Here is a 15,650-nt window from a genome sequence, read left to right as displayed (position 1 = left end):
GGGGTCAAGCGACAAGGAGCGCCAATTCCGGCCCGCGTGCCACATGTCGCGCCGTTACCATGGTTTCGATCGGTGCGTCTGAGACGGCTGTCCACGCGGTGCGGATCTCCTGCGCGAGGTCGCGATCTTCGTCGAGGATCATGTTCCCTGGAAAGAGGCTCTCGCTCGGCGCACCTTCGGCAACCAGAATATGATGCCGCGCTAAGAGCAGATGGCGATAGTGGACGGTTGCCCTCGGCTCGATCCGCACGCTTTTGCCATTCACCAGATGCTTTGCGGCGATCAGCACCTCGCTATCCGCGCAGGCGATCTCGGCGCGCCAGCCGCGCAGCAACATCCGGTGTTCCTGCGATACGTAGAGCGGACGTTCGTTGCCAATGGCACCGGCGGCGAAGCGGACCGGCGCGTAAAGGCCGGCGCCACGGCAGACCCGTCCCCCCGCCCAAAGGAGCGGCTGCGGCCCTTCGTCTTCGGTTGAGACGAGATCGCCTGCCGAGAGCGTTTCGACCGCACGCGGACCAGTGGGTGTCTCGATCCGCGTTCCGGCGAGAAAACAGGCGGGTCCGAGGTCGCCGACAGGGGCCTGCGTGCTTTGCGTGACGTAGGTCGAGCTGACGAAGGTCGCGTTGTGGAGGATCGTACCGTCCGAGGGCGTAAACACGGCCGTCCCGTCGCGCAGGTAGAACGTATCGCCGGTGATCGTTTCCTGCACGCCGTTCGCACGTTCGATCGTGATCGAGTCGCCGCGCCAGACATCGGTGACGCGTTGGCCGTTGATCGTGTCGCGGGCACCGTTGCTGCTTGATATCCAGTTGTCGTTGTTCCTGTCGACGATTTCGAATGTCGTCGGAGACAGGGCGGTGCCTGCGGTGGGCGGATTGCCCGGGTCCATGACGTAGAACTGATCGTAATAAGTCGCCATCTTTACTGCCCTGGTAACGTTATTATTGGTTATTCGTTACGTGGTAAGCAGCGATCTGGGCGACACGAAGGCGCCTGCAAGGCGCAAAATTAACACAGGATTAAAAAGTGGCAGCCCGGCGACGGGCCAATTCAGAGCGCAGAGGGGCCGACCATCCGAGCAAGGCCGCCGGTCGAGCCTTCGCTGATTTCCTCGCCGGTGAAGGCCGTGGTGCCCCCGGAGGAGAGCGCGACTTCCAGCCGTTCGTGGAAATCTTCCGGCAGGGGAATCTGCAGCACGCGGCCGCTTGCATGGCCCAGTGTCCGCATTCGGTCGAGCACTTCGGCGGCGCTGGCTTTCTTAAGCATGATGAAGACCGCAGAGCCGCCTTCCGGCAGGCTCTCCCCCGCCTCGCGCAGGAAGGAGGTATTCAGCCCGACATCCGTGAACTTGCCCGAGATCACCCCGGCCCCGGCGCCCACCACTGCACCGACCAGTGGCGACAGGAAAACCAACCCGAGGACGCCGCCCCAGACCGCGCCGCCGATCGCGCCGAGGGCGACCGTATTGTTGTTCTCATGGACCCGGACCGCGCCGCTTTGCTCGCGGGTCACGACGACAATGTCCTGCGACCGGAAAAATCCCTCTTTCTCGAGGGCGGTCAGTTCCTCGCGCATCGCGAAACCGGCGGCTTCCGTTTCATGCGCCATCACCAGTAATTCGGACATCGTTACCTCCAGACAGAACAAAGGGCGAGACATTTGTCTCGCCCTTTGAAACGGTTCCGTGAGGGGGTGGGTTCCCTTATTCCGCCGGCACTGCCTGCGGCTCGTCGCTGAGCGGGTAGGACAGATGCGCCAGCATTTCCTTCGGGCAGACCTGCAGGAAGTTCGCCTTCTCGGTCTCCCAGTGCTGGAGAATATCTGCGCCTTTGCGCGATCCCGTTTCGGCGACGTGACGCTCGATCAGGCCTTTCAGCTCGGCTTCCCAATGCTCGTGGCCCAGCCCGCAGGTGACGAGGCTTTCGAGATTGATCAGCTCTTCCGCCGTATTGTCCGGATCGTAGAGATAGGCCATGCCGCCGGTCATGCCCGCACCGAAGTTCGGGCCGATCGAGCCGAGGATCACCGCGACGCCGCCGGTCATGTATTCGCAACCGTTGGAGCCGCAGCCCTCGATCACCACTTTCGCACCCGAGTTACGCACCGCGAAGCGCTCGCCTGCGCGGCCCGCCGCGAAGAGGTAACCCTCGGTCGCGCCGTAAAGCACGGTGTTGCCGATGATCGTGTTCTCGGAGGCCACCAGCGGCGAAGCCATGGGCGGACGGACGACGATCATGCCACCCGAGAGACCTTTGCCGACATAGTCGTTGGCATCGCCCGACACTTCGATCTTCAGACCCGGGGCCGCGAAGGCGCCCAGCGACTGACCGCAGGAGCCGGTCAGCTTCACCGTCAGGTGGTCCGATTGCAGCGCGTTGCGCATCCCGAAGTTCTTCACGATGTGCGAAGAGGCGCGCGTCCCGATGGTGCGCAGCGTGTTGCGCACCGCGTAGGAGAGTTGCATCTTCTCGCCATCCTCGAAGAAGCGGTGACCGTCCTTGATGATCTCGGCATCGAGCGTGTCCGAAACCCAGTTACGCGGCTTCGAGCGGTCGTAGACGATCTTGTCCCAGCCATCGACGGTGATCAGGAGCGGATTGAGATCCAGATCGTCGAGATGCGCCGACCCGCGGCTCACCTGGCTGAGAAGATCGGCGCGACCGATCACCTCGTCGAGCGAACGCGCACCGATCGAGGCGAGGATTTCGCGAACTTCCTGAGCGTAGAAGGTGATGAGGTTCACCACCTTGTCCGCGGTGCCGGTGAACTTGGCGCGCAGCTCCGGATCCTGGGTGCAGACGCCCACCGGGCAGGTGTTCGACTGACACTGACGGACCATGATGCAGCCCATCGCGATCAGGGCGGCGGTGCCGATGCCGTATTCCTCGGCCCCCATCATTGCGGCCATCACGATATCGCGGCCCGTGCGCAGACCGCCATCGGTCCGCAGGGTGACGCGTTCGCGCAGGTTGTTCATCGCGAGAACCTGATGCGCCTCGGTCAGACCCATCTCCCACGGGAGACCGGCATATTTGATCGAGGTCGCGGGCGATGCGCCCGTGCCGCCGTTGTGGCCCGAGATCAGAATGATGTCGGCCTTCGCCTTCGCGACACCGGCCGCGATCGTGCCGACGCCCGAGGACGCGACCAGCTTCACCGTCACTTTGACCTTCGGGTTGATCTGCTTGAGGTCGTAGATCAGCTGCGCGAGGTCTTCGATCGAGTAGATGTCGTGGTGCGGCGGCGGCGAGATCAGGGTCACGCCCTTGGTCGAGTGCCGCAGACGCGCGATCAGGTCGGTGACTTTCATCCCCGGAAGCTGGCCGCCTTCACCGGGCTTGGCACCCTGAGCGACCTTGATCTCAAGCTCTTCGCAGTGGTTGAGGTATTCGGCGGTGACACCGAAACGGCCCGACGCCACCTGCTTGATCTTCGCCGACGGGTTGTCGCCGTTCGGCTCGGGCACGAAATGCGCCGGGTCTTCGCCGCCTTCACCCGAGTCCGATTTCGCGCCGATCCGGTTCATCGCGACGTTCAGGAGCTTGTGCGCCTCGGGCGAAAGCGCGCCCAACGACATGCCCGGCGTCACGAAACGCTTACGGATCGAGGTGATCGACTCGACCTCTTCGATCGGCACCGGCTTGCCCAGCGACTTGATGTCCAGCATGTCGCGGATGTGGATCGGCGGGTTCGCCCGCATCATCGCGGAATACTGCTTCCACAGGTCATAGCTCGCGCGGTTACAGGCCGATTGCAGCATGTGCATCGACTGCGCGCCCCAGGCGTGGCTTTCGCCGGTGCGGCGCGCCTTGTAGAAGCCGCCGATCGGCAGCACGTCCTGACCGCCTTTCCAGCCCTTCGCATGCACGCCTTCAAGCGCGTGCTGGATGCCGTGCAGACCGATGCCGGAGATGCGCGAGTGCATGCCGGGGAAATATTCTGCGACCATCGCGCGCGACAGACCCACGGCTTCGAAGTTCAGACCGCCGCGATAGGAGGAAATCACCGAGATCCCCATCTTCGACATGATCTTCAGCAGACCGGCGTCGATCGCATCGCGATACTTGCGCATCGCATCGACGAGCGAGCCGCTCAGCAGCCCACGGTCGATCCGGTCGGCGATCGTGTCCTGCGCGAGATAGGCGTTCACTGTGGTCGCGCCCGAGCCGATCAGCACCGCGAAGTAATGCGGGTCGATACATTCCGCCGAGCGCACGTTGATCGAACAGAAGGTCCGCAGACCTTTCTGCGTCAGCCAGCTATGCACCGCCGAGGTCGCGAGGATCATCGGCATCGCGACCTTGTTCTCGTCCTGCTCCTCGTCGGTCAGCACGATATGCAGCGCACCCGAGCGCACCGCGTCTTCGGCTTCCTGACGGATCCGGGTCAGACCCTCGCGCAGCGCATCCTGATCCGCATTGGCCGGGAAGGTGCAGTCGATCATCGCCACCTGCTCGCCGAATTCCTTGAGCATGTGGTCGAATTCGGAATTCGCGAGGAACGGGCTTTCGAGGATCCAGATTTCGGTCTGCGAGCTGTCCTCGTCGAGGACGTTCTTCAGGTTGCCGAAGCGCGTCTTGAGCGACATCACCCGGCTTTCACGAAGCGAGTCGATCGGCGGGTTGGTCACTTGGCTGAAGTTCTGACGGAAGAAATGGCTCAGCGGACGGTATTGCTTAGACAGAACCGCAGGCGGCGTGTCGTCGCCCATAGAGGCGATGGCTTCCTTGCCGTCCTCTGCCATCGGCGCGAGAATCTGTTCAATCTCTTCGACCGTGTAGCCCGCTGCGACCTGACGCTTGCGCAGCGTGCCGCCGGAGAATTTCGGCTCTTCCGGCACGTCCACGAGGATCGCGTTCAGATCGGTAACCTTGCCGACCCATTCGCCGAAGGGCTGTGCCGCGGCCAGTTTGTCCTTGATTTCGGTGTCGTGGTAGAGCTTGCCCTCGCGCATATCGACCGCGATCATCTGACCCGGGCCAAGCGCGCCCTTTTCCACGACCGTCGCCTCATCGATCGGCACCATGCCGGCTTCCGAGCCTGCGATCAGGACGCCGTCACCAGTAATGACATAGCGCAGCGGGCGCAGGCCGTTGCGGTCGAGACCGCCGCAGACCCAGCGGCCATCGGTCATCGCCAGCGCGGCGGGGCCGTCCCACGGCTCCATCACGGCGTTGCAATAGGCATACATGTCCTGCCACGCGGACGGCATCGTATCGGTGGATTTCGACCACGGCTCGGGCACGAGCATGGTCTTCACCATCGGCGCGTTGCGGCCCGAGCGGACCATCAGTTCGAACACCGCATCGAGCGCACCGGAATCCGACGCACCTGCCGGGATGATCGGCTTGATGTCTTCGGCGCTGTCGCCGAAGGCCGAGGAGGCCATGCGGATTTCATGGCTCTTCATCCAGTTGGTATTGCCCTTGATCGTGTTGATCTCGCCGTTATGCGCCAGCATCCGGAACGGCTGCGCCAGCCACCACTGCGGGAAGGTGTTGGTGGAATAGCGCTGGTGATAGATCGCGAAGGCGGATTCGAAGCGCTCATCCTTCAGATCGGGATAGAATTCCGCGACCTGCTCGGCCAGCATCATGCCTTTGTAGATGATCGAGCGCGTCGACAGCGAGCAGATGTAGAGCCCGTTGATCTGCGCAGCGATCGCCGCTTTCTCGATGCGGCGACGGATGATGTAGAGCTCGCGCTCGAACTGCTCCTCGTCGATGTCCTTGTCGTTGCGGATCAGGATCTGCTCGATCTCGGGACGCGTTGCGTTGGCCTTCTCGCCCAGCACTTCGGTGTTCACCGGAACGTGGCGCCAGCCGTAGATGTAGTGACCCATCCGAAGAACTTCGGATTCGACGATCGTGCGGCAGCGCTCCTGCGCGCCGAAATCGGTGCGCGGCAGGAAGACCTGACCGACGGCAACCATCTTCTCCATGTCCGGCTCGTGGCCGGTGCGGCGGATCTGGTCGTAGAAGAAGGGGGCCGGGATCTGGACGTGAATGCCCGCGCCGTCGCCGGTCTTGCCGTCGGCATCGACTGCGCCGCGGTGCCAGATCGCCTTCAGCGCGTCGATGCCGTTCTCCACGACGCGGCGCGAGGCCTTGCCGTCGATCGACACCACGAGACCGACGCCGCAGGACGCCTTCTCGTCATCTTCCTTCCACAGCGAATTCTCGTTCATCCACTGGCGTTTCGCTTCCTCGGCGGCCACCCAGGCTTCGTCATATTTGGTCATTGCAGTGCCTCCTTGGAGAAAGAGCGGGAAAGGGGGGCGAGGCTGACGCGCGTGGGCCGCAGATCGGCCTCCGTCATCATCAGGTCGCAGTCATATTCGGGCGTCTCGGTCGAAAAACCGGGATCGCCGGGAAAGTCGAAGCGTACCGGGCTGTCGTCATAACTCACGACATCGCCCTGATCGTTCTCGAACCGCTCGGCACCGCTGAAGAACACGCGATACTTGCGCGAGATATATTGCGTGCCGGTGCGGGTCGCGACGGTTTGGCCGTTCTGGTCGTCTTCGCGCAGGTCGAAGGTGATTGTCTCGAGCGGGACATCGTCGATGCTGAGCGAGTTGCCGGTGAGGGCATCGCTGCCGACATAGCGGCGCAGGCCCCGGTAATTCGACCGCGTGACGAAATCGTAATCGTCCTTGCCATCCGACAGGAGCGCCGAGAACGAGGGGGCGTCCTTCGACGCGCCCGGATCGAACATCTCGATCTCGCCGGTATCGGCCGACACGCTTTCGAGCCAGCGGGTCTCGGAATCTATATGGCTCAGGTAATAGATGCCCTCGCCATCCGCGAACGCGGTCCAGAGATCGCCCTCGGGATCGGCGGCGCAGCGATAGTAATTGGCGACCTGACAGTTATGCATCTGCACGGTCATGAAGACCTCGCAGCCCTGCGGCGGCTTGAAGTCTGCGGCATGGGCGGGCAGGGCGCTGAAGAGCCCCCCGCAGATCGCCATGCCGAGAAAATTCGACCGCATCGCATGCATTCCTTTTCAGATCGACAGGGCGCGGATCACTCCGCTGCCACCGCCGCCACGTTTTCGAGATAGCTCAGGATCGAGCCAGCCGCTTCGCGCCCGTCGCGGATCGCCCAGACAACGAGGCTAGCACCGCGCACGATGTCGCCGACCGCGTAGACGCCGGGGATCGAGGTCGCGTGGGTGCCGAACTCGGCCTTCACGGTGCCCCAGCGGGTCGTTTCCAGATCGTCGGCGTCCCACGCGCCGGGCAGGTCTTCGGGCTCGAAACCGAGCGCCTTGATCACCAGGTCGGCCTCTTCGTCATAGATGCCGCCCTCGATCTTCTCGGGGCTCTGACGGCCCGACTTGTCCGGAGCGCCCAGACGCATCCGCTGCACCGAGCAGTTGGTGACGGGATTGCCCGAGAAGCCGGCCGGTGCGGAGAGCCAGACGAATTCCACGCCTTCTTCCTCGGCATTCTGCACTTCGCGCTGCGAGCCCGGCATGTTGGCGCGGTCGCGGCGATAGAGACATTTCACCGAAGTGGCGCCCTGACGGATCGCGGTGCGCACGCAGTCCATCGCGGTGTCGCCCCCGCCGATGACGAGGACGCGCTTGTCCTTGGCGTTGAGCGTGCCGTCCTCGAATTCCGGCACCTCGTCGCCGAAGCTCTTGCGGTTCGAGGCGGTGAGATAGTCGATCGCGCGCACGATGCCGGCCGCGTCCGACCCCTTGTCGGTCAGTTCGCGCGTCTTGTAGACGCCCGTCGCGATCAACACCGCGTCATGCTTTCCGCGGATCGCGTCGAAGGAGATGTCGGTGCCGACATTGCAGTTCAGCACGAATTCGACGCCGCCATCTTCCAGCTGCTTCACGCGCTGCATGACGATGTCTTTCTCGAGCTTGAAGCCGGGGATGCCGTAAGTCATCAGGCCGCCCGCGCGGTCGTAGCGGTCATAGACGGTGACCTGAACGCCTGCGCGACGCAGCATGTCGGCCGCTGCCAGGCCGCCCGGACCCGCGCCGATGATGCCGACGCTTTCGGCACGCTCGGTCGCCGGTTTGATCGGCTTCACCCAGCCCATGTCGAAAGCGGTGTCGGTGATGTATTTCTCGACCGCGCCGATGGTGACGGTGCCGTGGCCCGACTGTTCGATCACGCAGTTGCCTTCGCACAGACGATCCTGCGGGCAGATGCGACCGCAGATTTCCGGGAAGGTATTGGTCGCCTGCGACATCTCATAGGCTTCCTGCAGACGGCCTTCGGCGGTCAGGCGCAGCCAGTCGGGGATGTTGTTATGGAGCGGGCAATGCGTGTGGCAATACGGCACGCCGCACTGGCTGCAGCGGCTCGCCTGCTCGGCAGCCTTCTCGTCCGCGTATTCGCGATAGATTTCGTTGAAATCATGGGAGCGCACGTTCGCGTCGCGCTTCTGAGGCATCTCTTTCGCCGTCTTGACGAACTTGAGCATCGGTTGCTTGGCCATTGTGGCGCCTCCCTAGAAAACCGGTGGGTGCGCATGACTACACCGCTTGCCGCAGCAATAAAAGTAAGCAAGGCTGACCTAAATGTGCGTTTTTTGTGTGAGGTGCGCGAGAAGGCCCCTCAAAATCACTCAAACTAGGTCAGCTTAGTTTACGTTATTGCGGCTTTTCCCTGATTTTCCTGAAGATGACGCACCGCCAAAAAGCGATTCGCGCTTCGTCAGCCTAGCACACCGACCGCCGCGAGGCTCAGCAAGAGCCCACCGAAGATGATCCGGTAGATCGCGAAGATGGTGAAACGGTGCCCCTGAATGTAGCCAAGGAGCCATTTCACCGCGACAAAGGCCGTGATTGTCGAGACGATGAAGGCGACGCTGAGCGCGGTCCAGTCCTCGTTGCCGCCGGCCCCGTCCTTGAACTGTTTGAGCAATTCGTAACCGCTCGCCGCATACATGGTGGGGATGCCGACGAGGAAGGCGAATTCCGTCGCGGCCGCGCGGTTCGAGGTGCCCAGAAGCATCGCTACGAAGATCGTCGTGGCGGAACGCGAGGTGCCCGGAAAGACCCCGGCCACGATTTGCGCGATCCCGACTGCGATCGCGACACGCCAGAAGACGTGGCTGCTATCGGGCTGACGATCCGCGACCTGCTCGGCAAAGAGCATCCAGAAGCCGCCGATCACCAGCGCCCAGGCGACTGGCTGAATGGCCGTCGGCAACTCGAAGCCCATCTTCTTTACGATCAGGCCCAGAACGGCCGTAATCAGGAAGGCAACGGTCAGCTTCGCCAAATAGTCGCGGTTTTCAGGATCGCGCCAGTTGAACAGCAGTTCCATCAGGCGGCGCCAGTAGATCAGTGTGACGGCGAGGATCGCCCCGGCCTGAATGACGATATTGTAGGTGTCCGAGCGCGTACCGAGCCAATGTTCGGCGAGAATGAGGTGGCCAGTGCTCGAAATCGGGAGGAACTCGGTGATCCCTTCAATCACACCGAGCAGAACATCGTTCAGATAGCTCAAGAATACCGCCTATGTCAGAACTGCGCCGCACGCGACGCTTGGAGGTGGGTCAGGTCTTGCGAAGGTTCTTCGCGGAAGCCTTGATGTCGTCATACTGGCCACCGGGACGGAAGCGCCACAGGTAGCCGGGCATCACGGCTTCCATTGCCATAGGATGGATTCCGAGATCGGAGAAGCCTTTCGCCCCCTCGGACACGACATTGTCAGTCTGCAGGTTCTTCACCTGATCGCGCGTGAGGATGCGGTTGGTGAACAGCCCGCCGGTGACGGCCTGGCCCAGATCGAAGACGCCGCCCATGATGCTTGCGATCCAGCGCGGCAGCGACAGCACGAGCCGACGACGGTGGATCACTGCCAGCATCTGCTTCATCAGGTCGTGGAAGGTTTCTACATCCGGCCCGCCGAGTTCATAGATGCCGGGCGCGACTTTCCCGTCGGCGCCCATGACCGCCACCTTCGCGACATCGTCGACGAAGACCGGCTGGAACTTGGTCTTGCCACCGGTGATCGGAAGGATCGGGGTGAAGCGCGCCATCGAGGCGAACTTGTTGAAGAAACCGTCCTCGTTGCCGAAAATGATCGAGGGACGCAGGATCACGGCCTGCGGATAGGCCTCCAGAACCGCTTTCTCGCCCGCAGCCTTGGTGCGGGCATATTCGCTGGGGCTGTCCGGATCGGCGCCAATGGCCGAGATCTGCACCAGTTTCGGCACGTTCATCTCTGCGGCGATACGTGCCACGCGGCCTGCGCCTTCGGCCTGCACCGCCCCGAACTTGTTCTTGCCTTCGTTCACCAGGATGCCGACGCAGTTGATCACCGCATCCGCGCCCTGCATCGCCGCGCGCACGCTGGCATCATCACGAATGTTACAGAAGACCGGCTCGACTTGCCCGACCGCACCGTAGGGTTTGACGAAGAGCGCCTCGTTCGGACGCCGGACCGCAACGCGAATCCGCCAACCGTCCTTTGCCATGCGCCGCGCGATATACCGCCCGACGAACCCCGAACCGCCGTAGATCGTAACCAGCTTGGACATGGGCAGAGGCCTTTCCTTGCAAGAATTTCGTCCTTTGATTACCGCCTCGCCCCCGCGGGAACAAGGCCAAAGACCCGAAGAGTGAAAGCTTGCGAATTTTTCGTGTCGATCCCCGTTGACAGTCCCAGCGCCGCTCTGTATCTCGCGCTCCACGGCACCTGCCCAGGTGGCGGAATTGGTAGACGCGCACGGTTCAGGTCCGTGTGCCGCAAGGCGTGGAGGTTCGAGTCCTCTCCTGGGCACCACTACTAAAAAGTCGCGCAACTCATCTGGGTTGCGCGACTTTTTCGTTTTCGGGTGGAGCGTCCTCGTGCAGCGGCCCGCGCTCCGTCTTATTTCCTGCGGAAAAAGCGCGCGCGATCGTAAAGCGCCTCGAGCCTAGCCATGCGGGCCGAGGTTTCCTCCCAAGTGAGCGACTGGATCGCAGCCATGAAGGTTTCGACCAGAACCTGAATCGCGACCGTCGAATCCCATGCCGAGGGCGCTTCGATCTGCGCCGAAAACCGATAGCGCGCATGCGTCGCGGCAGGCGAGACCCAGGGATCGGTGATCAGCACGACTTCCGCGCCCTGCTCGACCGCCATCTCCACCAGTTGCAGCACGCTCGATTCATAGCGGCGAATGTCGAATACCAGCAGCACGTCGCCCTTCTGCATCTCCAGAAGCGCGGGCGGCCAGCTGTTCGATAGCGGTTCGAGCAGCTCGACCCAGGGCCGGATCACCTTCATATGTGCCACGAAATAAGCTGCGATCGGGCCGGTGATCCGGCCCCCGGTCGCGAAAATGCGCCGCTTCGGATCGGCCATCATCGCGGCGGCGGCGTCGAACTGGGCATGGTCGATCTGCTTCAGGGTCGCCTGCAGGTTGCCCAGAACCGTATCGGCGAAGCGGTTGATCATATGGGTATCGGGCGCATCCCCCGCCCAGCGGTCATGTTTGACGAGCGGGGAGACAAGCTGCGCCTCCAGCTCGTCGCGCACCGCCTGCTGCAGTCCCGGATAGCCACCATAGCCCATCTTCTGGGCAAGTCTCACGACGGTGGGAGAGGAAACCTCGGCGGCGCGCGCCAGCTGCGCGACAGATCCCAGAAGCGCCATCGGATAGTGACGCAGGATATGTCCGGCGAGCTGCTTCTCGGTCCGGGTCATCTCTTCGATGCCCGACCGGAGCCTGTCTTCGATGCTTTGCGTGGCTGCTGACAAATCGGGCACTCCCGTGCGAATCACGTTAGAAATGATTGTAACAGAATTTTCTTCTCTGAAATTTTCTTGACAGACACGAGGTGCCGGGGCGAGCCTGACGCTAAGGACGCGACGCAGAATCGCGCCTTGCAACAGGAAGGGACCAATTTGAACAGCGCGCATGCAGCGGTGGACATCGAAGGCGCAGAGCGTTCGGGCCAGATCGTTCTGGTCTGCGAACATGCTTCGAATGCGTTTCCCGCGCCTTGGGGCGAGCTGGGATTGACCCCCGATCAACGCGACGCGCATATCGCCTGGGATCCCGGCGCGCTGGGCCTCGCGCGCGGTCTGGCTGTGAAATTGGAGGCACCGCTGGTTGCGGCCTGCCAGTCGCGGCTGATCTACGATCTCAACCGCCCGCCGCATCATACCGGAGCCATGCCCGTGCAGTCGGAGATCCACGAGATCCCCGGCAATGCGGGGCTGACACCGGACGACCGCAGCGCCCGCACCGAGGCGCTTTATCTTCCGTTCCACGCGGCTCTGGGCGGTCTCGTTGCCGAGCGGCTGGCGCGCGGGCAAGCCACTGCACTGGTCACGGTGCATTCCTTCACGCCGATCTGGTTCGGTCAGCCCCGCGCGGTAGAGTTCGGCGTGATCCACGACGCCGATCCGAGCTTTGCGCAGGCGGTTTTCGAGGAAGCCCGCCGTGTCACCGAGCTCGATACGCGTCTTAACGAACCTTACTCAGGCGCCGATGGCGTCTGTCATACGCTGGCGCTGCAAGCGACGCCGATGGGGCTGCCGAATGTCATGCTGGAACTGCGCAACGATCTGATCGCCGATCCCGCCGCGCAGGAGGCGATGGCCGCGACGCTTGCGCCGGTACTGCAAGCCGCGCTCTCACGGATCACCGCAAATAACGGGGAGGCCGCCTGATGCCACGCTGGAGTGTCGCCTATGTCCGCCTGATCGACGGGTTCAATCGCAAGCTCGGCAAACTGGCGATGTACCTGCTCTACGTCATCATGGGCATCATGCTGTTCTCGTCGGTGACGAAGATTGTGCAGATCCCCGCACTCTGGACGCTGGAAATGGCCCAGTTCACGCTGGTGGCCTATTACATGCTGGGCGCGCCGTGGACGCTGCAGGGCGATACCAACGTGCGGATGGACCTGCTATATTCCCGCTGGTCGGCGAAGGGGCAGGCGTGGTGGGATGCTTTCACCGTCTTCGCGCTGCTCTTCTATCTCGGGATCATGGTCTACTCGGCCTATGACTCGACGGTCTATTCCTTCGAATACAACGAGCGAAATCCGACCGCGTGGCGTCCGGTGCTGTGGCCGATCAAGGTCATCATCACGACGGGCTTCGCGCTTCTGTTCCTGCAGGCCGTGGCGCTTCTGATCCGCGATGTCGCGACTATTCGCGGAGAGGAAATCTGATGGATCACAACACCATCGCCCTTTTGATGTTCTCGACGATGCTGCTGATGATGCTGACCGGTCAGCGCGTCTTCGGCGCGATCGGCTTCGTCGCGGTCGTCGCGGCCTTCTGGCTCTGGGGGCCGGGCGGCACGCAGATGGGCTTCGGCTCGGTCATGAAGCTGATGAAATGGACGCCGCTGCTGACGCTGCCGATGTTCGTCTACATGGGCTATGTGATGTCCGAGAGCCGTCTGGCCGAAGACCTATATCGGATGTTCCACGTCTGGTTCGGGCCATTACCGGGCGGCCTCGCCATCGGGACAATCATGCTGATGGTGATGATCTCGGTGATGAACGGGCTGTCGGTCGCGGGCATGGCGATCGGGGCGACGATCGCGCTGCCGGAACTGCTGCGCCGGAACTACGACAAGCTGATGATCTCGGGCGTGATTCAGGCGGGGTCGAGCCTCGGCATCCTGATTCCGCCTTCGGTCGTGCTGGTGCTGTTCTCGCTGATCGCACGCCAGCCGGTTTCCGAACTGTGGCTGGCCGGCGCGGTGCCGGGGCTTCTGATGGCCACGCTTTTCGTCGCCTATATCGTGATCCGCTGCAAACTGAACCCCGACCTCGCGCCGCCGATGGATGCGGAAGAGCGCGCGATGATCACCATGCGCGAGAAACTGCGTCTGCTGCGTGCGGGTCTGATGCCGGTGTTCATCTTCATTGCGATGATGGTGCCATTCCTCAAAGGCTGGGCGAGCCTGACCGAAGCTTCGGTGATCGGCGCGCTGGCCGCTGTCTTCGCGGCGGTGATCAAGCGGCGCTTCACCTGGCAGGTTTTCCAGGTCGCGACCGAGAACACGCTCAAGATCACCGTGATGTTCATGCTGATCATTACCGCGGCGCTCTCCTTCGGGGCGGTGTTCGACGGTCTGGGTGCGGGCCGCGCGATCGAGGATTTCTTCACCGACAGCCTCGGTCTCGGCCCGTGGCAGATCCTGATCCTGATGCAGCTGAGCTTCCTCGTGATGGGGATGTTCCTCGACGACACGGCGATGCTGGTGATCGTGGCTCCGGTCTATGTCTCGCTCGCCCGGCATCTGGGCTTCGACATGATCTGGTACGGTGTCCTTTATACCATCACCTGTCAGGTTGCCTATCTCACGCCCCCCTTCGGCTATAACCTGTTCCTGATGAAGGCGATGGCGCCGAAGGAATTCACGTTGCCGGTGATCTACGCCTCCGTGATCCCCTTCGTGGGCGTGATGGTCCTGACGCTGATCCTCGTGATGATCTTTCCGCAGCTGGCGCTCTGGCTGCCGCATGCGGTGCTTGGAAGATAACCATAACCCGGAAAAACCGGGACCAACCAACAAGGAGAGAGTGATGACGACAAGAAGACAGTTCCTCACCACCGGTGCGGTGGGTGCGGCTGCGGCGGGCCTTGCGGCCCCGGCCGTCGCGCAAACCACGCCGATCAAGTGGCGGATGCAGACCTATGCCGGCCCCGCGCTGGCTGAACAGGTCGTGGATAACTGCATCAAGACCTTCAACGAAATCGCCGATGGCGAGATGGAGATCGAACTTTACTACGCCGACCAGCTGGTGCCGACCTCCGAGCTGTTCCGCGCGATGCAGTCGGGCACGATCGACGCCGTGCAATCCGACGACGACTCGATGGCCTCGCCCACCGAAGTCACCGTCTTCGGCGGCTATTTCCCCTTCGGCCTGCGCTACTCGCTCGACGTGCCGACGCTGTTCAACGAATGGGGTCTCAACGAGATCTGGGACGAGCAGTATTCGGCCGTGGGCGTGAAGCACATCTCGGCGGGCTCGTGGGATCCGTGCAACTTCGCCATGAAAGAGCCGGTGAAGTCGCTCGACGATCTGAACGGCAAGCGGGTCTTCACCTTCCCGACCGCCGGGCGCTTCCTCGCGCAATTCGGCGTGGTGCCGGTGACGATTCCGTGGGAAGACGTGGAAGTCGCGCTGCAGACCGGCGAGCTTGACGGCGTCGCATGGTCGGGCATCACGGAGGATTACACCTCGGGCTGGGGCAAGAACGCGCCCTACTTCCTGACCAACAACATCTCGGGCGCATGGATCGGCCACTTCTTCGCCAACATGGATCGTTGGAACGAAGTGCCGGATCGTCTGAAGACGCTGATGAAGACCTGCTTCGATCAATCGCATTACCACCGCCAGTACTGGTACTGGTCGGGCGAGGCGAAGCTGCGCGTCGATGGCGAGGATATGCAGCTCACCACGATCCCGGATGCCGAATGGCAGAAGGTCGAGGATGCGGCGCACAAGTTCTGGGACGAGATCGCGGCCGAGAGCGAGTTGAAGGCGAAAGTCGTCGACATCTTCCGCAAGTATAACGAGACGATGCGCAAGGCAGGCCCGCCCTACCGTTGCGGTTGATCTCGTCGGCGGGCAGCCCGTCCTGCCCGCTCTTATTTGCCCTCTTGTAGGGCCTTGCACCGCGCGGCACTCTCGCGCGGTGACCCTGATCCCGGAGGAAC

General features: G+C 62.6%; 12 protein-coding genes and 1 tRNA gene. 5 read left to right on the top strand and 8 right to left on the bottom strand.

From position 1 onward, the window contains the following. Window positions 1-4: 4 nt before the first annotated feature. The 7 genes from B6V75_RS12665 to B6V75_RS12635 form a co-directional block, all read right to left on the bottom strand. Window positions 5-922, bottom strand: coding sequence for a Hint domain-containing protein (locus tag B6V75_RS12665; protein ID WP_088719929.1), 918 nt, complete (start codon window positions 920-922; stop codon window positions 5-7). 131 nt (window positions 923-1,053) lie between these two features. Continuing rightward, on the bottom strand, window positions 1,054-1,629 hold the full coding sequence (locus B6V75_RS12660; protein ID WP_168173031.1) for a DUF1269 domain-containing protein: 576 nt from the start codon (window positions 1,627-1,629) through the stop codon (window positions 1,054-1,056). Window positions 1,630-1,705: 76 nt separating this feature from the next. Next, complete coding sequence (gene gltB / locus B6V75_RS12655) at window positions 1,706-6,244, bottom strand: glutamate synthase large subunit (RefSeq protein WP_075775162.1); 4,539 nt, start codon at window positions 6,242-6,244, stop codon at window positions 1,706-1,708. Then, entirely contained in the window at window positions 6,241-6,996 is a 756-nt protein-coding gene (locus B6V75_RS12650; protein WP_240496959.1) for a hypothetical protein, read from the bottom strand. The genes gltB and B6V75_RS12650 overlap by 4 nt, the downstream gene beginning before the upstream one ends. Before the next feature lie 35 nt (window positions 6,997-7,031). Then, window positions 7,032-8,465 (bottom strand): NAD(P)-dependent oxidoreductase, encoded by a 1,434-nt coding sequence (locus B6V75_RS12645; protein ID WP_088719926.1) that lies wholly within the window; start codon window positions 8,463-8,465, stop codon window positions 7,032-7,034. A 218-nt stretch (window positions 8,466-8,683) separates the two neighbouring features. Further along, the gene (locus tag B6V75_RS12640) at window positions 8,684-9,481 is read right to left on the bottom strand and encodes an undecaprenyl-diphosphate phosphatase (RefSeq protein WP_088719925.1); all 798 of its coding nucleotides are present in this window, start codon (window positions 9,479-9,481) and stop codon (window positions 8,684-8,686) included. Window positions 9,482-9,530: 49 nt separating this feature from the next. Beyond that, on the bottom strand, window positions 9,531-10,517 hold the full coding sequence (locus B6V75_RS12635; protein ID WP_088719924.1) for a complex I NDUFA9 subunit family protein: 987 nt from the start codon (window positions 10,515-10,517) through the stop codon (window positions 9,531-9,533). Between the two features lie 160 nt (window positions 10,518-10,677). On the opposite strand from B6V75_RS12635, the gene B6V75_RS12630 reads away from it, so the two are divergent. Beyond that, window positions 10,678-10,762: transfer RNA gene (locus tag B6V75_RS12630), tRNA-Leu, on the top strand. Between the two features lie 87 nt (window positions 10,763-10,849). On the opposite strand, the gene B6V75_RS12625 is transcribed toward B6V75_RS12630, so the two are convergent. Continuing rightward, the gene (locus B6V75_RS12625) at window positions 10,850-11,728 is read right to left on the bottom strand and encodes a MurR/RpiR family transcriptional regulator (RefSeq protein ID WP_240496958.1); all 879 of its coding nucleotides are present in this window, start codon (window positions 11,726-11,728) and stop codon (window positions 10,850-10,852) included. A 138-nt stretch (window positions 11,729-11,866) separates the two neighbouring features. Between B6V75_RS12625 and B6V75_RS12620 the strand changes: the two genes are divergently transcribed. The 4 genes from B6V75_RS12620 to B6V75_RS12605 are packed head-to-tail and all read left to right on the top strand — an operon-like array spanning window position 11,867 to window position 15,549. After that, a complete protein-coding gene (locus tag B6V75_RS12620) occupies window positions 11,867-12,637 on the top strand; it encodes an N-formylglutamate amidohydrolase (protein WP_088720042.1) in 771 nt (256 codons plus the stop codon). Beyond that, window positions 12,637-13,143, top strand: a complete 507-nt coding sequence (locus B6V75_RS12615) for a TRAP transporter small permease subunit (protein ID WP_075775169.1) — start codon at window positions 12,637-12,639, stop codon at window positions 13,141-13,143. The genes B6V75_RS12620 and B6V75_RS12615 overlap by 1 nt, the downstream gene beginning before the upstream one ends. Next, a complete protein-coding gene (locus tag B6V75_RS12610) occupies window positions 13,143-14,468 on the top strand; it encodes a TRAP transporter large permease subunit (protein ID WP_075775170.1) in 1,326 nt (441 codons plus the stop codon). Before B6V75_RS12615 ends, B6V75_RS12610 begins: the two co-directional genes overlap by 1 nt. A gap of 43 nt (window positions 14,469-14,511) precedes the next feature. Further along, window positions 14,512-15,549, top strand: coding sequence for a TRAP transporter substrate-binding protein (locus B6V75_RS12605; protein WP_075775171.1), 1,038 nt, complete (start codon window positions 14,512-14,514; stop codon window positions 15,547-15,549). The last annotated feature ends 101 nt before the right edge of the window (window positions 15,550-15,650 follow it).

It is taken from the genome of Thioclava sp. F1Mire-8 (assembly GCF_002213165.1).
In the GTDB taxonomy this organism is placed as follows: Bacteria; Pseudomonadota; Alphaproteobacteria; order Rhodobacterales; family Rhodobacteraceae; genus Thioclava; species Thioclava nitratireducens.
The sequence above is the reverse complement of the archived record's forward strand: the minus strand, read 5'-3'. Positions and strand labels throughout refer to the sequence as shown.